22 protein-coding genes and 1 other RNA gene are annotated in these 21,431 nt (G+C 63.5%); 16 read left to right on the forward strand and 7 right to left on the reverse strand.

The window, feature by feature from the left end; genetic code table 11:
* Positions 1–36: 36 nt before the first annotated feature.
* Positions 37–495, reverse strand: a complete 459-nt coding sequence (locus tag ACX3OW_RS05540) for a pilus assembly protein N-terminal domain-containing protein (RefSeq protein WP_459094722.1) — start codon at positions 493–495, stop codon at positions 37–39.
* Between the two features lie 392 nt (positions 496–887).
* Between ACX3OW_RS05540 and ACX3OW_RS05545 the strand changes: the two genes are divergently transcribed.
* The 8 genes from ACX3OW_RS05545 (at position 888) to ACX3OW_RS05580 (ending at position 9,080) form a co-directional block, all read left to right on the forward strand.
* Complete coding sequence (locus tag ACX3OW_RS05545; protein ID WP_459094723.1) at positions 888–1,085, forward strand: Flp family type IVb pilin; 198 nt, start codon at positions 888–890, stop codon at positions 1,083–1,085.
* Between the two features lie 125 nt (positions 1,086–1,210).
* Positions 1,211–1,711, forward strand: a complete 501-nt coding sequence (locus tag ACX3OW_RS05550) for an A24 family peptidase (RefSeq protein WP_459094724.1) — start codon at positions 1,211–1,213, stop codon at positions 1,709–1,711.
* A gap of 207 nt (positions 1,712–1,918) precedes the next feature.
* The gene (gene cpaB / locus ACX3OW_RS05555; RefSeq protein WP_459094725.1) at positions 1,919–2,818 is read left to right on the forward strand and encodes a Flp pilus assembly protein CpaB; all 900 of its coding nucleotides are present in this window, start codon (positions 1,919–1,921) and stop codon (positions 2,816–2,818) included.
* Positions 2,819–2,832: 14 nt separating this feature from the next.
* Complete coding sequence (locus tag ACX3OW_RS05560) at positions 2,833–4,248, forward strand: type II and III secretion system protein family protein (RefSeq protein WP_459094726.1); 1,416 nt, start codon at positions 2,833–2,835, stop codon at positions 4,246–4,248.
* 27 nt (positions 4,249–4,275) lie between these two features.
* On the forward strand, positions 4,276–5,547 hold the full coding sequence (locus ACX3OW_RS05565) for an AAA family ATPase (RefSeq protein WP_459094727.1): 1,272 nt from the start codon (positions 4,276–4,278) through the stop codon (positions 5,545–5,547).
* 35 nt (positions 5,548–5,582) lie between these two features.
* Positions 5,583–7,070: a CpaF family protein gene (locus tag ACX3OW_RS05570; RefSeq protein ID WP_459094728.1), complete on the forward strand. Its 1,488-nt coding sequence runs from the start codon at positions 5,583–5,585 to the stop codon at positions 7,068–7,070.
* Positions 7,070–8,044: a type II secretion system F family protein gene (locus tag ACX3OW_RS05575; RefSeq protein ID WP_459094729.1), complete on the forward strand. Its 975-nt coding sequence runs from the start codon at positions 7,070–7,072 to the stop codon at positions 8,042–8,044. Before ACX3OW_RS05570 ends, ACX3OW_RS05575 begins: the two co-directional genes overlap by 1 nt.
* A gap of 22 nt (positions 8,045–8,066) precedes the next feature.
* Positions 8,067–9,080 (forward strand): type II secretion system F family protein, encoded by a 1,014-nt coding sequence (locus ACX3OW_RS05580; RefSeq protein WP_459094730.1) that lies wholly within the window; start codon positions 8,067–8,069, stop codon positions 9,078–9,080.
* A 201-nt stretch (positions 9,081–9,281) separates the two neighbouring features.
* On the opposite strand, the gene ACX3OW_RS05585 is transcribed toward ACX3OW_RS05580, so the two are convergent.
* Positions 9,282–10,052: a tetratricopeptide repeat protein gene (locus ACX3OW_RS05585; RefSeq protein WP_459094731.1), complete on the reverse strand. Its 771-nt coding sequence runs from the start codon at positions 10,050–10,052 to the stop codon at positions 9,282–9,284.
* A gap of 141 nt (positions 10,053–10,193) precedes the next feature.
* On the opposite strand from ACX3OW_RS05585, the gene ACX3OW_RS05590 reads away from it, so the two are divergent.
* Positions 10,194–11,543, forward strand: a complete 1,350-nt coding sequence (locus ACX3OW_RS05590) for a leucyl aminopeptidase family protein (RefSeq protein ID WP_459094732.1) — start codon at positions 10,194–10,196, stop codon at positions 11,541–11,543.
* On the opposite strand, the gene ACX3OW_RS05595 is transcribed toward ACX3OW_RS05590, so the two are convergent.
* The 3 genes from ACX3OW_RS05595 to ACX3OW_RS05605 all read right to left on the reverse strand — a co-directional run bounded on the left by ACX3OW_RS05595 (position 11,544) and on the right by ACX3OW_RS05605 (position 14,076).
* Complete coding sequence (locus ACX3OW_RS05595; RefSeq protein ID WP_459094733.1) at positions 11,544–12,221, reverse strand: YqaA family protein; 678 nt, start codon at positions 12,219–12,221, stop codon at positions 11,544–11,546.
* Positions 12,222–12,308: 87 nt separating this feature from the next.
* A complete protein-coding gene (locus ACX3OW_RS05600) occupies positions 12,309–13,247 on the reverse strand; it encodes a 2-hydroxyacid dehydrogenase (RefSeq protein ID WP_459094734.1) in 939 nt (312 codons plus the stop codon).
* Positions 13,248–13,320: 73 nt separating this feature from the next.
* Positions 13,321–14,076, reverse strand: coding sequence for a c-type cytochrome (locus ACX3OW_RS05605; RefSeq protein ID WP_459094735.1), 756 nt, complete (start codon positions 14,074–14,076; stop codon positions 13,321–13,323).
* A 263-nt stretch (positions 14,077–14,339) separates the two neighbouring features.
* Here ACX3OW_RS05605 and ACX3OW_RS05610 point away from each other — a divergent pair, with 263 nt between their 5' ends.
* Complete coding sequence (locus ACX3OW_RS05610) at positions 14,340–15,170, forward strand: prephenate dehydratase (protein ID WP_459094736.1); 831 nt, start codon at positions 14,340–14,342, stop codon at positions 15,168–15,170.
* Positions 15,171–15,389: 219 nt separating this feature from the next.
* Here ACX3OW_RS05610 and ACX3OW_RS05615 read toward each other — a convergent pair whose 3' ends face one another.
* Positions 15,390–16,250 carry an LOG family protein gene (locus tag ACX3OW_RS05615; RefSeq protein WP_459094737.1) on the reverse strand — a complete coding sequence of 287 codons (861 nt, stop codon included), beginning with the start codon at positions 16,248–16,250 and terminating at the stop codon, positions 15,390–15,392.
* A 102-nt stretch (positions 16,251–16,352) separates the two neighbouring features.
* Here ACX3OW_RS05615 and ACX3OW_RS05620 point away from each other — a divergent pair, with 102 nt between their 5' ends.
* Entirely contained in the window at positions 16,353–17,222 is an 870-nt protein-coding gene (locus ACX3OW_RS05620; RefSeq protein ID WP_459094738.1) for a DUF817 domain-containing protein, read from the forward strand.
* On the opposite strand, the gene ACX3OW_RS05625 is transcribed toward ACX3OW_RS05620, so the two are convergent.
* On the reverse strand, positions 17,216–17,401 hold the full coding sequence (locus ACX3OW_RS05625; protein WP_459094739.1) for a hypothetical protein: 186 nt from the start codon (positions 17,399–17,401) through the stop codon (positions 17,216–17,218). The genes ACX3OW_RS05620 and ACX3OW_RS05625 overlap by 7 nt on opposite strands.
* Before the next feature lie 347 nt (positions 17,402–17,748).
* Between ACX3OW_RS05625 and ACX3OW_RS05630 the strand changes: the two genes are divergently transcribed.
* The 5 genes from ACX3OW_RS05630 (at position 17,749) to recR (ending at position 21,309) form a co-directional block, all read left to right on the forward strand.
* Complete coding sequence (locus tag ACX3OW_RS05630) at positions 17,749–18,417, forward strand: class I SAM-dependent methyltransferase (RefSeq protein WP_459094740.1); 669 nt, start codon at positions 17,749–17,751, stop codon at positions 18,415–18,417.
* 51 nt (positions 18,418–18,468) lie between these two features.
* An RNA gene (gene ffs, locus ACX3OW_RS05635) (signal recognition particle sRNA small type) lies at positions 18,469–18,564 on the forward strand.
* 78 nt (positions 18,565–18,642) lie between these two features.
* Positions 18,643–20,388 carry a DNA polymerase III subunit gamma/tau gene (locus ACX3OW_RS05640; protein ID WP_459094741.1) on the forward strand — a complete coding sequence of 582 codons (1,746 nt, stop codon included), beginning with the start codon at positions 18,643–18,645 and terminating at the stop codon, positions 20,386–20,388.
* Positions 20,385–20,708: a YbaB/EbfC family nucleoid-associated protein gene (locus ACX3OW_RS05645; RefSeq protein WP_459094742.1), complete on the forward strand. Its 324-nt coding sequence runs from the start codon at positions 20,385–20,387 to the stop codon at positions 20,706–20,708. The genes ACX3OW_RS05640 and ACX3OW_RS05645 overlap by 4 nt, the downstream gene beginning before the upstream one ends.
* A 4-nt stretch (positions 20,709–20,712) precedes the next feature.
* The gene (gene recR / locus ACX3OW_RS05650) at positions 20,713–21,309 is read left to right on the forward strand and encodes a recombination mediator RecR (protein WP_459094743.1); all 597 of its coding nucleotides are present in this window, start codon (positions 20,713–20,715) and stop codon (positions 21,307–21,309) included.
* The last annotated feature ends 122 nt before the right edge of the window (positions 21,310–21,431 follow it).

A 21,431-nucleotide genomic window follows, 5' to 3' on the forward strand; every position in this document is an offset into this window, starting at 1 on the left:
GCATGGCCTGCCGCTAGGGTTAAGTAAGCCTGAATCTTAGTTGGCGAGCTGCTGCACCAGCTGCGCCGAGGCGATGGCCTGCGACGAAAATTCGGTGTCGTCGCCCATCATCACCACCGACTGGCAGACTGGCGCGCAGGCGAGGCTGGTGCGGGCCTGGCCCTGATAGACCGTGACCACGCCGGCCTGCATCTGCACTACCTCGATCAAGGTATCGGCGATCGGATTGCCGGCGCTGTCGAGCACAATCAGATTGGTCTGGCCAAAGCTCTTGCCGGTCAGGATCAGCGTCTGCGGGTCCTGGATGGTGACATCGGCGATGCCGGGATTGCCAATGATCACCGTCGCCGCAGCGGCATTGATGCGCAAAATGCGCGCCATGTTGACATTGACGTTGATCGGCGCGCCTTCGACGGCAATGGCCGGTGTCGCCGGAACCAGGCTGGCGGCCAGCGACAGGCTGAGTGCAAAGGCGGCGGCAATCATGGGGCGCATGGCGGTTTCCGGGCGGTACTGATACTCGACGGCATCAGTTTCCGCTGGAATGGTTTACAATTGGCAAACGCGCTCAACGCGGCATCGATGATGTTGAGCCAAGTTGTCTGTCTTTATTACGTAGTAGATTTCCCTGAGGATGAGTTGTTGCCCTAGTGGAATGAGTATCTGCGGATATTCGCTTAATATACCGGCTGTTCTGTGGGATTCATAAAATGCCGTCGATCCTGTTAACGCTTTGATTATCATGAGATAAACGAAGAAGAGGCGGCGTCACGCACACTATCCGATTAACGTAATTTCAAGACCTTCAAACTAGCTTCCGTAACTGTTCGATGTGTGACGTGTCGGACGATGACGTCACTAGATGACGTGAAAAATGGAGCCTGGGAATGAACATCTTCGCACGTTTCGCCAAGGACGAGTCCGGCGCAACCGCAATTGAATACGGCCTCATCGCCGCTCTGATCTCTGTCGGCATCATTCTGGCCGCCAGCGCGCTGGGAACCAATCTCGGTGATCTGTTCAACGGTATTTCCAATCGCCTCGGTGCGGTCACTGTGCCGACAGCTCCGGCAGCTGGCACCTAACGCGGTTGGGGTCATCCGATCCTGAAGGAGGGGCGCTTGCGCTCCTCCTTTTATTTGAGCTTTCTTAACCGGGCCTTGGCAGTCTAGCCTTGTTGCTGCACCATTCGGTTAGCCCGGAGTTTCTTATGTCGACCCTGGCGCTGTTTTTGTTTCCGGCCTGCATGGCTCTGGCGGCGTCATCCGATTTGCTGACCATGCGCATTTCCAACAAGCTGGTGCTGTTTCTCGTCGCCTGCTTCTGCGTCGTGGCCATCGCCGTCAATCTGCCGCTGCAACAATTTGCCATGCATGTCGTCTGCGCGCTGATCGTGCTGGCGGTGGCGTTCACCCTGTTTGCCCTGGGCTGGATCGGCGGCGGCGATGCCAAGCTGGCAGCGGCCACCACCCTGTGGCTCGGCTTCGGGCTGACCTTGCCCTATCTGGTTTATGCCGCCCTGCTGGGCGGGGTGCTGACGCTGGCCATTCTGGCGCTGCGCAACCTGCCGCTCACGCCATTGCTGGCCCGCTATGGCTGGATCGAGCGGCTGCGCGACAAGAAGGCCGGCGTGCCCTATGGCATCGCCCTGGCCGTGGCGGGCCTGCTCACCTATTCCAACTCCGCCATTTTCGAGCGCCTCACCACCTGAGTGAGATGCCAGCAAGTAACCGGGTCGACAGGGCGCAATAGTGTGGCCTCGTTTGTTGTGCTTGCTGGCCATTTTCGCAAATCAATAAAATTTACCTATTGTTAACTGCATCGGAAAAGCTCCGGTTAACCAAACTTTGACCCTTTCGGTTCAGAGTTCACTCGGTGGAATTGGGCTTATCGTGCCCGCGGACAACCGGAGTGGGTCATGAAGCCGGCGCGTATCATCTTGTTGGTTGTGGCGCTTGTCGCCGGCGGCTTGGCCGCCTTTCTGGTGACACGTGGTGGCGGCCAGGCTCCGCAGCAAATCGTGCAGACCGAAACCATTCAGGAAGCCAAGACCCAGATTCTCGTCGCCAGGGCGCCGATCGGCATGGGCGAGCGCCTGAGCCCGGCCACGCTGGAATGGCAGGATTGGCCCGAAGGCGCGGTTCGTCCCGAATATGTGACCATCTCCGCCATGCCCGATGCACCGGAAAAGCTGACCGGCGCCGTGGCGCGGTTTGAATTTTTCCCCGGCGAACCCATCCGCGAAGCCAAGCTGGTCCGCTCCGATCAGGGCTATCTTTCGGCAGTGCTGAGCGAAGGCATGCGCGGTGTGTCGGTCGGCGTCACCGCCGTCTCCAGCGCTGGCGGCTTCGTCGTTCCCAATGATCGGGTCGATGTGGTGCTGACCAGCCAGACCGACGCGGGTCAGCAATCCGAAGTGCTGCTCTCCAATGTGCGGGTGCTCGCCATCGGCCACCGCCTGGGCGAAATGGGTGCCACCGGCGGTCAGGAAGACCCCGCGTCGCCGGCCCCGACGCCCGTGGTTTTTGACAGCTCGACCATCGCGACGCTCGAACTCAATCCGGCCCAGGCCGAAACCATCATCAATGCATCGACGCGCGGCCAGCTGACCCTGACCCTGCGTTCGGTGGTCGATTTCAACAAGACCGCCGCGGCCGAGACATCCAATTCCAACCAGACGGTGCGGCTCATCCGCTTCGGCCGGGAACAGTCGATCCTGGCGGGAGCCAATCCCACGCTGCTCGGCCAGTCCATGGAGCCGGTGGCCTATACCGATCCCGATATGGGTGCCTTCGAACCCCAGGTGGTGCCCCAGTAGGGGCGGAGATGATCATGATCACACAGCGCACCACACTTCGTCGCCGGCTCGCCTTGCTGCTCGCCGCCCCGGCTCTAGGCTTCGGTCTTCTGCTTTTGCCCACGGTTCCGGCTATGGCGTTAGGCGAGACCCATGTGGCCATCTCCGCGGCTGCTTACGGGTCGACGCGCAAATTCGAGGTCGAGATCAACAAGACCGTACTGGTCGATCTGCCGGCCGGCGCCGCTGAAGTCATTGTCTCTCAGCCCGGCGTCGCGGCGGCCATCATGCGGACGCGCACCCGGGCCCTCATTCAGGGCATCACCGGCGGCGATACCAATATTTTCTTCCTCGACGATTCCGGCCGCACCATCGCCGTGCTCGACGTCAAGGTGATGGAAGAGCCGTCCCAGATCGGCAATGCGCTGCAGGTGGCGCTGGCCCGGATCATCCCTGGTTCCAATATCCGCGTTGAATCGGTAACGCTGGGTGGCGACACCAACCGCGTCGTGCTGACCGGCAATGTGCTGTCCGGCGAAGACCGTGACCGGGCCAGTGCCGTGGCGGTGCAATTCGCTGGCGCCCCCGAAAACGTCGCCAATATTCTCGATGTGTCCGGCGCCCAGCAGGTCATGCTGCAGGTCACCGTGTCGGAAGTGAAGCGCAGCATCGCCAAGCAGTTCGGCATCAATCTGGGCGCAGTCTTCAACGTTGGCACCACCAATCTGCTGAATTTCGCCAACACCATGATCGATCCCGAGAACCCGCATGCTGCCAATGCCGGTTTCCAGTCCAATGGGAATGGCATCACCGCCGCCATTCGGGCGCTTGAAGGTCGCGGCGCCCTGCGCGTGCTGGCGCAGCCAACACTGACCGCCATTTCCGGCGAGCCGGCCACCTTCCTGGCCGGTGGGGAGCTGCCCTACACCACCTTTGATGAGGAAAACGGCAAGCTGACCAGAACCGTGCAGTTCAAGCCCTACGGCGTCGAACTGTCCTTCACTCCGGTGGTCAAGTCCAATGGCACCATCGCGCTCAAGGTCGACACCTCGGTGTCCGAGCCGAAGGCCGATATGTCGATCAGCAAACGTCAGGCCAGCACCTCGGTGGAACTGCCCAGCGGCATGACCCTGTCGATTGGCGGCCTGCTCGAAGAGCGCACCAGTCAGCAGGTCGATCAGTTCCCCTGGTTGGGCGATATCCCGATCCTGGGGGCGCTGTTCCGCTCGCGCGATTTCCAGACCGAACAGACCGAGCTGGTGATCCTGGTGACGCCCTATCTGGTGGCGCCCAGCCCGGGCAATTCCATCCCCGTGCCGACCGACCGGTCGACCGTGGCCAGCGATGCCGAGTCCATTTTCCTCGGTCGGCTTGAAAATATGTACGGCGTAGGCCGGACCGGCGAGATGCGCGGCAGCTTTAGCGGTTCGGTCGGCTTCGTCCTCGATTGAGGCCAGGCGTCAAGGAGTATTGGTTGCATGAGTTTCCTGTCATCTGAACCGAAAAAGTCCGAAGAGCCGGCGGCCGACATCGCGGCCGGGGCGCGCCTCATTCCGCGCATCACCATCCAGGCCTTCTGCGAGCATTCCCAGACCGCCCAGCTGGTCGAGAGCGCCATCCATGATCGGCGTATGTCCAAGGTGGCGCTGACCACCCATAATGGCGGCATTGACGGTGCGGTTGAGACCTATAAATCCAACCCCACACCCAATCTGATCATCGTCGAGACCACGCTGGTGCCCGATGAGATTCCTGGCGCGCTGGCCCGGCTGGCCGAAGTCTGCGACGCCTCGACCCGTGTCGTGGTGCTCGGTCACGTCAATGATGTGCTGCTCTATCGCGAACTGATCCGCTCGGGCATTTCCGAATATATCGTGCTGCCGGCCACCGCCCAGCAGATCGTCACCGCCATCACCGACCTGTTCGCTTCCGAGAATTCGGCGCCGATCGGACGTACCGTTGGCTTCGTCTCCGCCAAGGGCGGCGCCGGCGGCTCGACCGTGGCGCATAACGTCGCCTGGGCCATCGCCACAACGCTCCGCCAGGATAGCCTGATCCTCGACATGGACCTGGCCTTCGGCACCGCCGGGCTCAATTTCAATCAGGACCCGCCGCACGGCCTCGCCGATGCGCTGATGGCCAACCAGAAGGTCGATCAGACCATGCTGGACCGCCTGATGAGCAAGGCGGCCAACCATATCAACCTGCTGACCGCGCCGGTCACGCTGGATAATACTTTTGATTTCGAAGAGCGCGAATTCGAGCAGATCCTCGAATTGTGCCAGAACACCATGCCCATGGTGGTGCTCGATATTCCCCATGCCTGGAATGCCTGGGTGCGGCACACGCTGGCCACGGTGGACGAGGTGGTGATCGTGGCCGAGCCCGACCTGGCCAATCTGCGCAACGCCAAGAACCTGGCCGATACCATGCGGGCGCTGCGCCCCACCGAAAGCGCGCCCTGCCTGGTGCTCAACAAGGTCGGCATGCCGCGCCGCCCCGAGATCAATGCGACCGAATTCGCCACCTCGGTGGAATGCCAGCTGCTGGGCCAGATTCCCTTCGACGCGGCCCTGTTCGGCACCGCCGCCAATAATGGCCAGATGATCGCCGAGGTCGCTGCCAACAACAAGATCAACGACGTCTATCGCGCCATCAGCCAGCATGTGACGGGGCGGCAGGCACCACTGGTCGGGGGCAGGTCAGCGAGCCTGATGAAACTGCCCTCGTTCCTCAAGAAGCGGGCCTGAGAACGCCTTCAGTTATCGAGAACGGTAGGACGACCATGTTTGGCAAGCGCACATCTTTCGGCGGCAATACTCCAGGCGTCGGCGAAGCTGCGCGCCCGGTGCAAAGCCCCGCGCCCCGCTCCGAGGCGCCGGTCCGGCGCACCTCCGATGGCGATGCCATGGCGGCACGCATGCGCAGCGGCGACGAGGTGGTCGATGTCCGCTCCCCCGCCGATGCGGCGCGCGACAAGGAATATTTCCACACCAAGTCGGCCATCTTCAACGCGCTGATCGACTCGATCGATCTCAGCCAGCTCGCGACCATGGATCAGGACGCGGCACGCGAGGAAATCCGCGACATCGTCGCCGAAATCATCGCGCTCAAATCCATCATCATGTCGATTTCCGAGCAGGAAGATCTGCTTGAAGATATCTGCAACGACGTGCTCGGCTATGGCCCGCTCGAGCCGCTGCTGGCCCGCGACGACATCGCCGATATCATGGTGAACGGGTCGCAGAAATGCTACATCGAAGTCGCCGGCAAGGTGCGCCTGACCAATGTGCGCTTCCGCGACGACGCCCATCTGATGAATGTCTGCCAGCGCATCGTCAGCCAGGTCGGCCGCCGCGTCGATGAAAGCTCCCCCATCTGCGACGCCCGCCTGCCCGACGGCTCCCGCGTCAACGTCATCGCTCCGCCGCTGGCCATCGACGGCGCCGCGCTGACCATTCGTAAGTTCAAGAAGGACAAGCTGACTCTGGGCCAGCTGGTCAAATACGGCTCGATCTCGCCCGAGGGCGCCGAGGTGCTGCGCATCCTGGGCCGGGTGCGCGCCAATGTGCTGATTTCAGGCGGTACCGGTTCGGGCAAGACCACTCTGCTCAACTGCATGACCGCCTTCATCGAAAAAGACGAACGCGTCATCACCTGCGAGGACTCAGCCGAACTGCAGCTGCAGCAGCCCCATGTGGTGCGCCTCGAAACTCGTCCGCCGAACCTCGAAGGCGAAGGCGAGATCACCATGCGCGATCTCATCAAGAACTGCCTGCGCATGCGCCCCGAACGCATCATCGTCGGCGAAGTGCGTGGCCCCGAGAGTTTCGACCTGCTCCAGGCCATGAATACCGGCCATGACGGCTCGATGGGCACGCTGCACGCCAACAGCCCGCGCGAAGCCCTGTCGCGACTGGAATCGATGATCACCATGGGCGGCTATAGCCTGCCCAGCCGCACCATCCGCGAAATGATCACCTCGTCCATCGACGTGGTGGTGCAGGCCGCCCGCCTGCGCGACGGCTCCCGCCGCATCACCCACATCACCGAGATTTTGGGCATGGAAGGCGACGTCATCGTGACCCAGGATATCTTTGTCTATGACATCATGGGCGAAGACGCGAACGGCATGCTAATGGGCCAGCACCGCTCCACCGGCATCACCAAGCCGCAATTTGCGGAGCGCGCCCGCTATTTCAACGAGGAAGCCAACCTCGTCGAAGCCCTCGAAAAGTCCAATACCGAACAGCGCGAACTGCTGGATTCGTAATGAACACCATTCTCCTTGTCATTCTCGCCATGATTACCGTCGGTGCGGCGGGCTTTGCGCTCGTGCCCTCGGCCTTGGGTGGTGGTCGGGCCGAGCAGCGCCGCAAGGCCTTGCAGGGCAATGTACGGGTCAACCGACTTGAGGCCGATCTGGCCCGTAGCCGCGATGACCGCCGCAAGAGCGTGCAGCAGGCGCTGAAATCGCAGACCGCTGCGCTCAACGCCAAGAAGCGCCTGACCCTGGCGCAGCTGATCTTCCAGGCCGGCATGACCATCAAGCCGGCCGCCTTCATCCGCAACAGCATCATTTTCGGCGCGGTGGTGACCGTGCTGCTGGTGCTGGTGCAGGTGCCCATCTATCTGGCGCCGGTGTTTGGCCTGGCCTCGGGCTATCTGCTGCCGCGAATGTATGTCAGCCGCAAGCGCAAGAAATATCACAGCCTGTTCCTCGACGAATTGCCCAACGCCGTCGAAGCCATCGTGCGTGGCGTCAAGACCGGCCTACCGCTCAACGACTCCATTCGCTCGGTCGCCAAGGACGCCAAGGAGCCGGTGAAATCCGAATTCGGCCGCGTGCTCGATCAGCAGGCCTTCGGCATGTCGATGACCGAGGCGGTGGGCGTGCTGCTCGACCGGGTGCCGCTGCCCGAAGTCAATTTCTTCGTCGTCGTCATCACCGTGCAGCAGCAGGCCGGCGGCAACCTCAGCGAAGCCCTGGGCAATCTCGCCAAGGTGCTGCGCAACCGCAAGAAAATGAAGCAGAAGATCAAGGCCATGTCCTCGGAAGCCAAGGCCTCCGCCGGCATTATCGGCTCGCTGCCGTTTGTTGTGGGCACCCTGGTCAGCATCGTCTCGCCGGCCTATCTCGGGCCGCTGTTTTTCACCCCGCTGGGCCATATCTGGCTCGGGGTGGGGGTGGCCATGCTGGGCATGGGCATTTTCGTCATGAACCGCATGATCCAGTTCGAATATTGATAGCCAGGCGGGGAGCGCAGCCATGAACATCTTGCAGCTTTTGACCCAGCGGGAGTTCCTGATCGCCACCCTTGCGGCCATTTCCATGGCCGCGGTGGTCTTCACTTTCGGCTCGAGCCTCATTGGCAAATCCGAGATGAAGGGCCGCATCAAGCGCGTGGCCCTCGAGCGCGAAAAGATGCGGGCCGAGGAAATGGCCCGGCTGCGCGGTGGCGGCGTCGCCACCGATGGTCGGGGCATCCGGCGCTCGGCCGAAACCAAGTCCTACATGAAAAGCACCGTCGAGCGCTTCGACCTCAAAAAGGCCTTTCAGGACGATGCCACCGTCGACAAGCTGGCCATGGCCGGCTTTCGCGGGCAGGGGCACCTGACCACTTTCCTGTTCATGCGCTTCGTCACGCCGCTGGCCATTTTCGCCTTTGGCGCCTTTTACCTGCTGGTGCTGGCGCCGGGTGACCGCCCGCTTTATCTCAATCTGGTCTATGCCATCGGCGCGGGCCTGGTCGGCGCCTACTTGCCCAATGTGCTGCTCAAGAACACCACCACCAAGCGCCAGTTCTCGATTCGGCGCGCCTGGCCCGATTGCCTCGATCTGATGCTGCTCTGCGTTGAGGCGGGCATGTCGGTCGAACACGCCTTCAAGCGTGTCGCCAAGGAAATCGGCCAGCAGAGCGCCGAGCTGGCCGAAGAACTGACCCTCACCACGGCCGAACTGGCCTTTCTCGACGATCGCGGCCGCGCCTATGAAAATCTGGGCCGGCGCACCGGGCTCGATGGCGTCAAATCGGTGATGACCGCGCTGATTCAGGCCGATCGCTATGGCACGTCAGTGGGTCAGGCTCTGCGCGTCATGGCCGAGGAAGGCCGCGAACAGCGCATGATGGAAGCCGAGAAAAAGGCGGCCTCGCTGCCGCCAAAACTCACCGTGCCGCTGATCCTGTTCTTCCTGCCGGTGCTGTTCATCGTCATCCTGGCGCCCGCCATGATCAAGGTCTTCGGCGGCCCCGTGGCCACCGTCATGAGCAACGGCGTCTAGGGGGCTTCGCCCACTCTAATCCCTCGGCTCCTGCGTACCCTCGCCCCTCCGGGGAGAGGGCCAGGGTGAGGGGTGCTCCACCAGTCAGCACGTCGCTTTCCCCACCCACAATGTCACCCCGGCCTCGAGCCGGGGCCCATCCTGAGATGCAGGGGTATCTGAAGATTTCTGAATTGCTCCCGGCCCAAGCCGGGGAGGGCCTTAGCCCTTTTCGATCATGTCCCAGCGGTTCTGCTGGGTCAGCAGCGCCCGTACATAGGCCATATTGCTCTCCACCTGCGCGGGCGGCAGTTCGGCGGCATACATGGCCCGGCATTCCTCAAACCGCCCCTGCAAGCCCACAATCAACGCCAGGTTCTGGCGGATCTGACTGCTGGCGCCCCGCATTTTTACGGCGCGGCGCAGATGCTGCTCGGCGGCGGGCAGCTCATTGGTCATGGCATAGCTGAGGCCCATATTGGCCTCGATCGACGCTTCACCGGGGGCATAGACCAGCGCCTGCGTATAGAGCGCCCGCGCTTCGCCGTTGCGCCCGACCTGGTCAAGCGTCGCGCCCTTGACCAGCAGCGCGTTCCAGTCCGGCGCTTCCGGACGAATGACGTTATCCAGCACCTGTAGCGATTGTTCGAACCGTCCATCGGCGGTCAGTGCCTTGGCATAGGCTACCGAGATATCGACGTCGCCGGGCAGGTAGCCGATGCTGATTTCCAGCACCGAGGCGGCCTGCTTGCTCTGGCCCACCGCGCGCAGGGCGGCGGCGTAGTGAATGGCTAGGCGCTTATCCTTGGGATTGGCCTTGTAGCGCGCCGTCAGCTCGCCCAGGCTTTGCTGGGTCTGCCCGGCCGGCATGCCCGAATAATCGGGCGATGGCATGCTGCCGCGATTGGAAGCACAGGCGCTGAGCACAACCGCCGCCACGCTGGCCAGCAGCAGGGCACGCATCGGTCTGATAAAGCTCTGCAGCGACGTCACGGGGCGACTCCTCGGGCCAGATGGCACGCTGCTCCTGCAATAAATCATTAACCCTAACAGCCGGTTAAAACCCCGCCGTCGCGGCGTTGCCGACGCGGTCGGGCTTCGGTACAACCACAGCACCATCCTTCGGAGTGCAGCATGCCCAAGGCCCCCATCATCCCCCTGATCTGCGTTGAAGAGGGGGGCCTTCCCGGCGCCGATCTGTCAGCGGCGCACCATGCCTGGGCCGGGGCCAATGATTTCGCAGGCCAGCGTGGGCGCCTGCTCGCCTTGCCGGGCAGCGATGGCGCATTGGCCGGCCAGCTCTTCGGCATGGGTGTGCCCGCCGGTCGTCCCGCTCTGCTCACCGGCCTGGCCGGTGCCGCCCTTGGGGCCGGGCTTTACCGCCTCGATGGCGCCTATGGCGATCCGACCCTGGCCGCCATCGGCTTTCGTCTCGGTGCCTACCGCTATGATCGCTATCGCGCCGGCAAGCCCGCGCCCGAACTGGTGGCTCCCGACAGCGCTGACGCGGCTGAGGTCGATCGTCTGGTCACCGCGGCGACGCTGGCCCGCGACCTCATCAACACCCCGGCCAATGATCTGGGCCCCGACGCCTTCGAGGCCGAAATCCGCGCCTTCGCCAGCGCCAATCAGATGAGCATCAAGGTCACCAGCGGCGACGATCTGCTTGCCGCCAATTTCCCGATGATCCACGCCGTCGGCCGCGCTAGCCCGCAGGCCCCGCGTCTCGTCGATCTCGGCTGGGGCCGCGAAGGCGATCCCAAGGTCACGCTGGTCGGCAAGGGCGTCACCTTCGACACTGGTGGTCTCGATATCAAATCCGCAGCCGGCATGCTGCTGATGAAGAAGGATCTGGGTGGCGCCGCCAACGTGCTGGGCTTGGCCCACGCCATCGTCGCGGCCAGGCTGCGGCTGCGCCTGCGTGTACTGATCCCGATTGTCGAAAACGCCATTGCCGGCGCCTCCTTCCGCCCCAGCGATGTACTGCCATCGCGCAAGGGCATCACTGTCGAAATCGGCAATACCGATGCCGAGGGCCGGCTGATTCTGGCCGATGCGCTGGCGCTGGCCGATGAGGAAAGCCCGGAACTGCTGCTCGATATGGCAACGCTCACCGGCGCCGCCCGCGTCGCGCTGGGCCCCGACCTGCCGCCGCTTTACAGCACTGACGACGCCCTGGCGCAGGCGCTGATGGCGTCCGGTGCCGCCAGCGACGATCCGCTCTGGCAGATGCCGCTCTGGTCACCCTATGATTCGATGATGAGTTCGCGCGTCGCCGATGTGAACAATGCCGCCAGCGGTGGCTTTGCCGGTTCCGTTACCGCCGCTTTGTTCCTGCGCCGCTTCGTCAGCAACGCCGCTGCCTGGGTGCATCTCGATATTTACGGCTGGGCCCCCGAAGCCCGCGTCAGCCGTTCGCAAGGTGGCACCGATCAGGGCATCCGCGCCGTCTATGGCGTGCTCAAGCAGCGCTATCCGGCATAATTACTGCGGCAGGAAGTCGTCGGGCAGGATCTGCTCGACCACTTCGGCGGCTTCCTGCACTTCGGCGCCGTTCTTGGGGAACAGCAGCGGCGCCATGGCAAAACCCACCACCACCAGCGCCAGCATGGCCCAGCCGGCCAGCGCCTTGTGCTTTTCGATGAATTTGCTGGCCGTCGGGCCGAAGAAATAAAACAGCCCGCAGGGCACGAAATAGCGCAGCCCGCGGCCGATCAGCCCGTAGAAGATGAAGGTGAACAGGTCCAGCCCCGCCACGCCGCTGGTGATGGTGATCACCTTGTAGGGGATGGGCGAGATGGCGCCGATGATGATCATCAGCGGGCCATTATCCTTGAAACTCTGCGTCAGCGAGGCAAAGCCGTTGCCGGCGCCGTAAAAATCGATGATCGCCCGCCCGACCGTGTCGAACAGGAAATAGCCGATGGCATAGCCCAGCAGGCCCCCGGCCACCGAGGCAAAGGTGCAGATCGCCGCCAGCCGCCAGGCCCGCCGCCGGTCGGCAACAATCATCGGCGCCAGCATGATCTCGGGAAAGATCGGCAGGATCATCGCTTCGAGAAAGCACAGCAGCGCCAGGATCGGTTCGGCCAGCCGGTGCTGGGTGGCCAGTTTCAGGCGGTCATACAGCTTCAGCTTCGGCGTCGCAGTGGTGTCGGTCATCCAAGGCCTTGGCGATTCGGGTTCGTGCGAAGACCTGTTATCCTCCGCCTGGAGCGCGGCGTCTCCACCGGCTGGATAACAAGTCTGTCAGTAGCCGCGCGCGCGGTCCACCACATTCAGCAGCGGTTTGCCCGCCTCACGCTCGGCAATGATGCCCGAGAAATAGCGCACGCCGGATTTTTCATCCGAAATCGCGGCGATATGCGGCGTGATATAGCAGTTCTCGATGGCCCAGAGCGGGCTGTCGGCCGGCAGTGGTTCGGTCTCGAACACGTCAAGGCTCGCGGCCCCCAGCGTGCCATCGCCCAGCGCCTGCGCGATATCGGCCTCGCGCTGATGTCCACCACGCGCCGCATTGACGATCACCGGACCACCCTGCAGCCGGTCGCGCCGCAGCTTGCCGAACGTCTCCATATTGAGAATGCCCGTGGTGTCGGGCGTCAGCGGCAGCAGATTGACCAGAATATCGGTGCCGCCGAGAAACTCATCAAACGTCTCCGCGCCGGCAAAGCTCTCGAGGCCGTTGACGGCCTTGGGCGAGCGGCTCCAGCTGCGCAGCGTGAAGCCGAGCGGCAGCAGGCGCTTGGCGGCATCCTGCCCCAACACACCCATGCCCATAATGCCCACCGTAGTTTCGGCGGCGGACGGCGGATAGAACTGCTCCCAGCGCCGCGCCTGCTGTTGCGCGCGGAACCGCGTATAGAGCCGGTGATGCATGGTGACATGGGCCACCACATAATCGCTCATCCGCTGGCTGAGATCATTATCGACAAAGCGCACGATCGGCGCATCGGGCAGGCGCGGGTGCTTGAGCAGCGCGTCGACGCCGGCCCCCAGTGACAGCACCGCCTTGAGCCCGCTCAGCCCGTCAAAGGCGTCCTCTTTGGGCTTCCATACGAAGAGATAGCGCACATCCGCCGGATCGAAATCGTCGCCGCGCCGCACTACGGGGTAGGGGGCCAGCGCCGCCGCGAACTGTTCAGCCCAGCTCGCCTCGTTGACATCGGACAAATGCAGCAACAACATGGATAGCCCCCTCAGAAAAAAGCCGCGCCGTTTGACGGGCGCGGCCAGAAATTTTGTGTATCAGCAGCCAGTCTTACTGTGCCGCAGGAACGGCTTCCGCCGGAGCGGCTGCAGCAGGCGCGGCCTCAGCCGGGGGTGCCTCAGCAGGTGCGGCTTCCGCCGGAGCGGCTGCAGCAGGTGCCGCCTCAACCGGAGCAGCTTCCGCAGGAGCGGCCTCAGCAGGTGCAGCTTCCGCCGGAGCAGCCTCAGCAGGCGCAGCTTCTGCCGGTGCAGCTTCTTCAGCGGCCGGGAAGGCCACGGGGCTACCCGACAGGGTCTGCAGGTAAGCCAGCAGGTCGGCGCGTTCTTCGGCAGTCTTGATGCCCGCAAAGGCCATCTTGGTGCCCGGTGCGTAATCGCTCGGCTTGGTCAGGAAGTGATTGAGGTTCTCATAGGTCCAGGTGTCCCCGGCGTCATGGTGAGCCTTCATCGCATCCGAATAGGAGAAGTCCGCAACCGAACCCTCGGCACGGCCGACGATGTCATAGAGATGCGGACCCTGCTTGTTGGGATCGCCCTCGCCGAAATTGTGGCACGACTGGCACTTGCGTGCAGCAGCGGCGCCGCGTTCGACACTGGCGCTGGCCAGCAGCACCCCGAGCGGAACTTCCGCTGGTGCCGCTTCGGCCGGGCCGCCGGCGGCGACAGCCTCAGGCTCGGGCAGGGCATAGCCTGGCCCCTGACCCTGGATGGGATGGTAAACCGCTTCGGCCAGAAAGCCGACGGCCATAATGAACAGCAGCGTGCCCAGCACGGCGCCCATGATCTTGTTTAGCTCGAACGAATTCATTTGATCTCTCTGCCAGTCCATCCCCTGTGGACACTAGTCGGTCCCGGCTCAACTTTCGATATCCCCCTAAGGAAATATCGCCTCAACAGAGCAGCACGACGCGCGGCGGAAGATAGTCCCAAGGCGGGGGCGGCGCAACCGCTCAAAGCCCCACTGCGACAATTCCTCACCGGCAGGCGCGGCAGGCCCCGGCGGCGCCTTCAATTGACTCCGCTCTCCCCCGGGTTCAAAAGCCCTTCGCCTACCTGCAATGGATCTCCGTGATGACCAAGAAGATTGCCTTCCAGGGCGAGCCCGGCGCTTTCAGCCATGCCGCCGCCCAAAATGTCTTTCCCGGCGAGGAAGCGATCGGCTGCGTCACCTTTGAGGAGACCATAGCCGCTGTCCAGTCCGGCCGCGCCGATTTCGCCGTGGTCCCGGTGGAAAATTCGCTTTATGGCCGCATCACCGATATCCACCATCTGCTGCCCGAAAGCGGGCTTCACATTATCGGCGAGACCTATCTGCGCGTGGAAATGAACCTGCTCGGCGTGCCCGGCGCGACCATGGCCGACATCAAAGCGGTGCAGTCGCTGTCGGTGGCGCTCGGCCAGTGCCGCAAGTTCATCGCCGATAACGGCTTCCGCACCATCAACGCCGTCGACACCGCCGGTTCGGCCCGCGAAGTCGCGCAGAAGGCCGACAAATCGGTCGCCGCCATCGCGTCGCGCTTTGCCGCCGAAATCTACCGCCTTGATGTGCTGGCGTCCAATATCGAGGACGCCGCCCACAACACCACGCGTTTTCTGGTGCTGTCGCCCACCCCGCAGGAAGCCCCGGCCGACAATGGCAAGGTCAAGACCACCTTCGTCTTCCGCGTCCGCAACGTCCCGGCCGCGCTGTATAAGGCGATGGGCGGTTTCGCCACCAATGGCGTCAACATGACCAAGCTGGAAAGCTATATGGTCGGCGGCGCCTTCACCGCGACCCAGTTCTACGCCGATATCGAAGGCCACCCCTCCGATCGCGCCGTCCAACTCGCCTTCGAAGAACTCGGCTTCTTCACCGACCAGTTCAAGGTCCTGGGCGTCTATCCGGCCAACGAAGCGAAGTAGGCGAGGCTAAGAGCTATCAGTCTGCCACCCTCCCCCTTGCGGGGAGGGAGAGCGAGATAGGACTTGGCCCTTGCTAAGTCCGTACGTCGAGCCGGGAGGGGGTATCTCTCGGCGAGTCCGGTGTCCGTTGCTCAACCCCCACCCTTGATCCCTCCCCGCAAGGGGGAGGGTGCCGACTACTCACTCGGCACAGCCCAGCAAAAATCCAGGCCGAAGGCCTCAATCCCCCCGCAACACCTCGTCCACCACCGGCAAATCGTAAAACGCCCGCACGACTTCCCAGCCCTCGTCGGCCGTATCGACCACGTTGAACAGCTTCACGTCGTCCGGGGAAATGGTGCCCGCCTCGGCCAGCGCCTCGAAATTGATCACCTTGTTCCAGAATTCCGCGCCGAACAGCAGCAGCGGCACCTTGTCCATGCGGCCGGTCTGGATCAGCGTCAGCGTTTCAAAGAATTCGTCCAGCGTGCCGAAGCCGCCCGGAAACACCGCCACCGCCTTGGCCCGAATCAGGAAGTGAATCTTGCGGGTGGCGAAATAGTGGAAGTTGAAGCTCAGCTCCGGCGTCACATAATGATTGGGCGCCTGCTCATGCGGCAGCACGATATTGAGCCCGATCGAGGGCGCGCCGACATCGGCAGCGCCACGATTGCCGGCTTCCATCACGCCGGGGCCGCCGCCCGTCACCACCACATATTCCTTATAGTCGAGCGCCTTTGAGGTGGCCGAGGCCAGCTGGGCAAAGCGGCGCGCTTCGTCGTAATAGCGCGATGCCGCCTCAAGATTGCGCTTCTGTACCTCGTTCTTGGCCGCCCAGGCCGGCTTGCCCGGCGCCGGAATCCGCGCGCCGCCAAACAGCACCACCGTCGAATTGATGCCGCGCTCGCGCAGGCGGAATTCCGGCTTGAGATATTCCAGCTGGAACCGGATGCCGCGCGTATCCTCCGAGGTCATGAACTCGTCATCGGCAAAAGCCAGCCGGAACGCCGAGGCTTCGGTCTGTGGCGTCGATGGCGCGCGTTTGCTGGCGGCGATATCCTCTACCGAAGTGCGCAGCGATGTCGGGCGGCGTTTGGCCATGCCGGCTTCTCCATATAAATCGGAACGGCGAGACTCCGCCTTAATTCCGAAATCATTGCTTGGGCATATCCAGCCGGGGCCAAGTGAGCAAGGGCGAGGGGCTTGAACCAGTACACGAGTTTGGAAGCGCGCATCGACGCGGCGGCGCATGCCGTGCTGGCGCGCCTGCCGCGCGGGCGGCTGGCCGATGGCGTGGTGGAGTTCCTGGTGTTCGGCCTCAAGCAGGCCTGGGCCTGCCTGTTTGGCGGGCTGATGCTGGCGATGATCATCGTCACGCGGCTGTGGTGGCCGGGTGATTGGCTGGATCGCTATGACGTATTCTTTCTCGCCGCGCTGCTGATTCAGGCCGCCATGCTGGCGTTCCGCCTCGAAACCCTGAGCGAAGCCAAGGTGATCCTGATTTTCCATATCGTCGGCACCGGCATGGAATTGTTCAAGACCGCCGCCGGCTCATGGATCTATCCCGAGGAGGCGCTGTTCCGCCTCGGTGGCGTGCCGCTGTTTTCCGGCTTCATGTATGCCTGTGTCGGCTCCTACATGGCCCGCATCCAGCGCATTTTCGATATCCAGTTCACCCGCTATCCCCCGGTCTGGATGACGGTTGTTTTGGCCATCACCATCTACGCCAATTTTTTCACCCATCATTTCATGATCGATCTGCGCTGGCTGCTCTTCGCCGGCGTGGTGGCGCTCTATCTGCGCAGCTTCATGCATTACCGCGTCTTCCGCTTCCGCCATGCCATGCCGATGCTGCTGGCCTTCCTCTTGGTGGCTCTGTTCATCTGGATCGCCGAGAATATCGGCACCTGGTCGCGCGCCTGGATTTACCCCGATCAGGCCACTGGCTGGGCCATGGTCAGCTGGTCCAAGCTGGGCTCGTGGTATCTGCTGATGCTGATCTCGGTGGTGCTGGTGACGCTGGTGCATCCGCCCCGCGCCTATCGCGACGAGCCGGAGCGCCCGGCTCAGTGACGGCGGAAACGCCAATAAGCGCCGTGCATCATCCGGCGCCACCCCGCCAATTGCGCCGCTAGCAGCTCGATCGGCCGCGGCGCAGGCTGGTAGTTGCGCAGCATATGCTCGGCCAAACGATAGCCTTCGCGCACGATACGGCGCTCATCGAGCGGCAGTCCTATAGATGGAACGCGCATGGCGGCCTCCCACATGGTTGATAAAACCTTAACGCAGCAGCGCCGGTTTCGTCTGGGGCCATATGAAAACTTGGTTTACGCCGGGCACGGCGGCAGCGCCGCTGGCATGGTTTGAGCCTGCTCCCGCTCCCACCCCACCCCGGATGTCACCCCGGCCTTGAGCCGGGGCCCATCCCGAGATCGCGCCGGCGAACCCCGGCCTCGCAACCTGCGCCTCCCTCCCCTCTGATGGGGAGGGATTGAGGGTGGGGTGGGGCAAAACACGCAGAGGTATCAATGATCCCAGCACCATCCTTGACGTTCGCCATAAATGTAACAATATAAGTTACATGAGTGGAGCCAGGTAAATGTCATCCTTTTTCGACGAGCGGGCTGCCGCCGCCTATCTCGATGGCCCACCGCGCCAGGTGCCTGGCTATACCGGCCTGTTGCGCATGACCACCCTGCTGCTGGCCGAGCACATCCCCACCACGGGCCGCGTGCTGGTGCTGGGCGCCGGCGGCGGCCTCGAGCTCAAATCCATGGCCGAAGCCCACCCCGACTGGACTTTCACCGGCGTCGATCCGTCCCCCTCCATGCTGGAACTGGCCGCACAGACCACTGCGCCCCATGCCGCGCGCATCCAGTTGCACGAAGGCTATATCGACACCGCGCCACAGGGTCCCTTCGACGCCGCCACCTGCCTGCTCACCCTGCATTTCGTGCCGGCCGACCAGCGCCTCGCGACCCTGCAACAACTTCGCACCCGCCTGCAGCCCGGTGCCCCCCTGGTCGTTGCCCATCTCAGCGTGCCGCTGGCCGAGCGCGCCCTGTGGCTGGCCCGCCACGTAGCCTTCGGCTCCGCCGAGCCGCCACCCCCGGCCCAGCTGGAGCGCTCTGTCGCGGCGCTGGACACAAGACTGACGATTCTGGACCCCGCCGAAGACGAGGATTTGCTGGTTCAGGCCGGCTTTACCGGCGTCAGCCTGTTCCATCTCGGTTTCAGCATCAGGGGCTGGGTGGCTTATGCTGCCTAGACTGGTTCACCGGGTCTTGCCAAAGCCGGGTTTTGTTCGCATATAGCGAGCGGGAGGTTGGCGCGGACGTGTTCCTCGCCAACCGGGTCAGGTCCGGAAGGAAGCAGCCCCAACGAGACCTTCACGGGTCGTTGCCAGCCTCCTACTAATTCACCCACGCCCCGTGGTATAAGCTGACTTGTTCGCTCAATCGGGAACGCCTTGAACGGGCAGGATAGCCGGCTCGTGGCTGAATCAACATCATCATCGCCCTATATCGTGCTGGCCCGCAAATACCGGCCGCGCGATTTCACCACCCTGGTCGGCCAGGACGCCATGGTGCAGACGCTGGGCAATGCCTTTGCGCATAACCGCATTCACCATGCCTTCATCCTCACCGGCGTCCGCGGCGTGGGCAAAACCACCACGGCCCGTATTCTGGCCCGTGCCTTCAATTATCAGGACGCCTCTGGCCCCCATCCCACGCTCGATCTGAGCGTCGAGGGCGACCATTGCCGCGCCATCATTGAAGGCCGCCATGTCGACGTCATCGAAATGGACGCCGCCAGCAATACCGGCATCAACGATATTCGCGAGATCATCGACTCGGTGAAATACGCGCCCTCCTCGGCGCCCTACAAAGTCTATGTCATCGACGAAGTGCACATGCTCTCGACGGCGGCCTTTAACGGCCTGCTCAAGACCCTCGAAGAGCCGCCCCCCTATGTGAAGTTCATCTTCGCCACCACCGAAATCCGCAAGGTGCCGGTGACGATCCTCAGCCGCTGCATGCGCTTCGACCTGCGCCGCATCACGCCCGAGATCATGACCGCCTATCTCGAATCGATCCTGGGGCAGGAGGGCATCTCCTTCGAGCCCGAGGCGCTGGCGATGATCGTGCGGGCCGGCGAAGGCTCGGCGCGCGACAATCTCTCCCTGCTCGATCAGGCCATCGCCCATGGCAATGGCACGGTCACCGCCGCCACCGTCAAGGCCATGCTCGGCCTCGGCGACCGCGCCCGCGTCATCGACCTGTTCGAAGAACTGATGGGCGGCCGGATCGGCGACGCCATCGACACTTTCCGCGCCCTCTATGATCTCGGCGCCGATCCGCAGACCCTGGTCTCGGACCTCGCCGATTTCACCCATCTGGTGACCCGCATCAAGGTGGTCCCGGCCGCTGCCGACGACATGTCGCTCACTCCCGACGAGCGCAAACGCGGCGCCGAACTGGCCGGCAAGCTGCCGATGCGGGCGCTGACCCGCGCCTGGCAGATTCTGTTCAAGGGCTATGACGAAGTGGCCCGCGCCAGCAATGGCTTGCAGGCCGCCGAAATGGCGCTGATCCGCCTGGCCTATGCCGCCGATCTCCCCAGCCCCGACGATCTGATTGCCCGCCTCGCCAACCAGCCCGCCCCGGCCCCCGCTCTGCAGTCCTTCACCCCGCCCACGCGCCCAAGCGGCGGTGGCGGCGGCGGTGCCTCGGCCATGCGCGTGGTCGAAACCCAGCCGCAACCAGTCGACGCCGTAGCCGCCCAGCCGCAGGCCGAAGCGGTCGTCAGGCCGGCCCTGTCCTCGATCGGCTCCTACAAGGAACTGATCGCTCTGGCCGGCGCCAAGCGCGACGTGCTGCTCAAGATCGCCCTTGAGGGCCAGATGCGGCCGATTTCCTTCGAGCAGGGCAAGATCGAAGTGGCGCTGACCGACTCGGCCGATCCGGGCATGATCGCCACCCTGTCCGCGCGCCTCCAGCTCTGGACCGGCGAGCGCTGGCTGGTGATGGTCTCGACCAAGCCCCCCGAAGGGCTGACCATGCGCCAGGAGCGCGAGCAGAAGGTCGAAGCGGCGCAGGCCGCCGCTCATGAGGACCCGCTGGTCAAAGCCATTCTCGAAACATTTCCCGGGGCCAAGCTGGTCAATGTGACGGTGCGCGACGAAGCCACCGCCGAACTGCCCGAGGCTCCGCCCCCCATCGAAGAGGACGACGAATGAAAGACATCATGGGAATGATGAAGGCCGCCGGCGAGATGAAGGCCAAGATGGAAACCATGCAGGCCGAGCTGGCCGATCTGGTGGTCGAAGGCCGCTCCGGCGGCGGTCTGGTCACCGTGTCGCTCAGCGGCAAGGGCGAACTCAAGGGCCTCAAGATCGATCCGTCCTTGTTCAAGGAAGACGATGTGGAAGTGCTCGAAGATTTGATCGTCGCCGCCCATGCCGACGCCAAGGCCAAGTCCGAAGCCGAGACGCAGAAGAAGATGGCCGAGGTCACCGCCGGCCTGCCTTTGCCCCCCGGCATGAAGCTGCCGTTCTAACCAGATGGCCTCTGGCGGACCCGAAATTGAACAGCTGATCCAGCTCCTGGCGCGCCTGCCGGGGCTGGGGCCGCGCTCGGCGCGCCGGGCGGTATTGCAGTTGATCAAGAAGAAGGATCAGCTGATGATCCCGCTTTCGGCCGCCCTCGACCGCGCCGTCACCGCCGTCAAGACCTGCGAGGTCTGTGGCAATGTCGACACCATCAGCCCCTGCACCATCTGCGCCGACCCGCGGCGCGCCGATAGCGGCATGCTGATCGTGGTCGAAGATGTCGCCGACCTTTGGGCGCTGGAACGCGCCGGCGTCGGCGCCGTCCGCTATCACGTGCTGGGCGGCGTGCTCTCCCCCCTCGACGGCGTCGGCCCGGACGACATCACCATCGACGCGCTGATCGCCCGCGCCGCCGAATTCAAGGAAGTCGTGCTGGCGGTCAATGCCACCGTCGAAGGCCAGACCACGGCGCATTACATCACCGACCGCCTCGCCGGCACCGGTACCAAAATCACCCGCCTCGCCCACGGCGTCCCCGTCGGCGGCGAGCTGGACTATCTCGACGAAGGCACCCTCAGCCAGGCCCTGAAGGCTCGCACCGAGATCTAAGATGCCGACCTCAGGCGCATCCAAAAACGCGATGTCATCCCGGCCTTGAGCCGGGACCCATCCTGAGATGGATTCACCGGCACAATCTCAAGCTGGGCCCCGGCTCAAGGCCGGGGTGACAT

The organism is Devosia sp. A449 (assembly GCF_054489375.1).

Bases quoted from the DNA above. Each gene is read 5' to 3' on its own strand.
- ACX3OW_RS05540 (WP_459094722.1), bottom strand. From the start codon at position 495: ATGCGCCCCATGATTGCCGCCGCCTTTGCACTCAGCCTGTCGCTGGCC.
- ACX3OW_RS05545 (WP_459094723.1), top strand. From the start codon at position 888: ATGAACATCTTCGCACGTTTCGCCAAGGACGAGTCCGGCGCAACCGCA.
- ACX3OW_RS05550 (WP_459094724.1), top strand. From the start codon at position 1,211: ATGTCGACCCTGGCGCTGTTTTTGTTTCCGGCCTGCATGGCTCTGGCG.
- cpaB (WP_459094725.1), top strand. From the start codon at position 1,919: ATGAAGCCGGCGCGTATCATCTTGTTGGTTGTGGCGCTTGTCGCCGGC.
- ACX3OW_RS05560 (WP_459094726.1), top strand. From the start codon at position 2,833: ATGATCACACAGCGCACCACACTTCGTCGCCGGCTCGCCTTGCTGCTC.
- ACX3OW_RS05565 (WP_459094727.1), top strand. From the start codon at position 4,276: ATGAGTTTCCTGTCATCTGAACCGAAAAAGTCCGAAGAGCCGGCGGCC.
- ACX3OW_RS05570 (WP_459094728.1), top strand. From the start codon at position 5,583: ATGTTTGGCAAGCGCACATCTTTCGGCGGCAATACTCCAGGCGTCGGC.
- ACX3OW_RS05575 (WP_459094729.1), top strand. From the start codon at position 7,070: ATGAACACCATTCTCCTTGTCATTCTCGCCATGATTACCGTCGGTGCG.
- ACX3OW_RS05580 (WP_459094730.1), top strand. From the start codon at position 8,067: ATGAACATCTTGCAGCTTTTGACCCAGCGGGAGTTCCTGATCGCCACC.
- ACX3OW_RS05590 (WP_459094732.1), top strand. From the start codon at position 10,194: ATGCCCAAGGCCCCCATCATCCCCCTGATCTGCGTTGAAGAGGGGGGC.
- ACX3OW_RS05595 (WP_459094733.1), bottom strand. From the start codon at position 12,221: ATGACCGACACCACTGCGACGCCGAAGCTGAAGCTGTATGACCGCCTG.
- ACX3OW_RS05600 (WP_459094734.1), bottom strand. From the start codon at position 13,247: ATGTTGTTGCTGCATTTGTCCGATGTCAACGAGGCGAGCTGGGCTGAA.
- ACX3OW_RS05605 (WP_459094735.1), bottom strand. From the start codon at position 14,076: ATGAATTCGTTCGAGCTAAACAAGATCATGGGCGCCGTGCTGGGCACG.
- ACX3OW_RS05610 (WP_459094736.1), top strand. From the start codon at position 14,340: ATGACCAAGAAGATTGCCTTCCAGGGCGAGCCCGGCGCTTTCAGCCAT.
- ACX3OW_RS05615 (WP_459094737.1), bottom strand. From the start codon at position 16,250: ATGGCCAAACGCCGCCCGACATCGCTGCGCACTTCGGTAGAGGATATC.
- ACX3OW_RS05625 (WP_459094739.1), bottom strand. From the start codon at position 17,401: ATGCGCGTTCCATCTATAGGACTGCCGCTCGATGAGCGCCGTATCGTG.
- ACX3OW_RS05630 (WP_459094740.1), top strand. From the start codon at position 17,749: ATGTCATCCTTTTTCGACGAGCGGGCTGCCGCCGCCTATCTCGATGGC.
- ACX3OW_RS05645 (WP_459094742.1), top strand. From the start codon at position 20,385: ATGAAAGACATCATGGGAATGATGAAGGCCGCCGGCGAGATGAAGGCC.
- recR (WP_459094743.1), top strand. From the start codon at position 20,713: ATGGCCTCTGGCGGACCCGAAATTGAACAGCTGATCCAGCTCCTGGCG.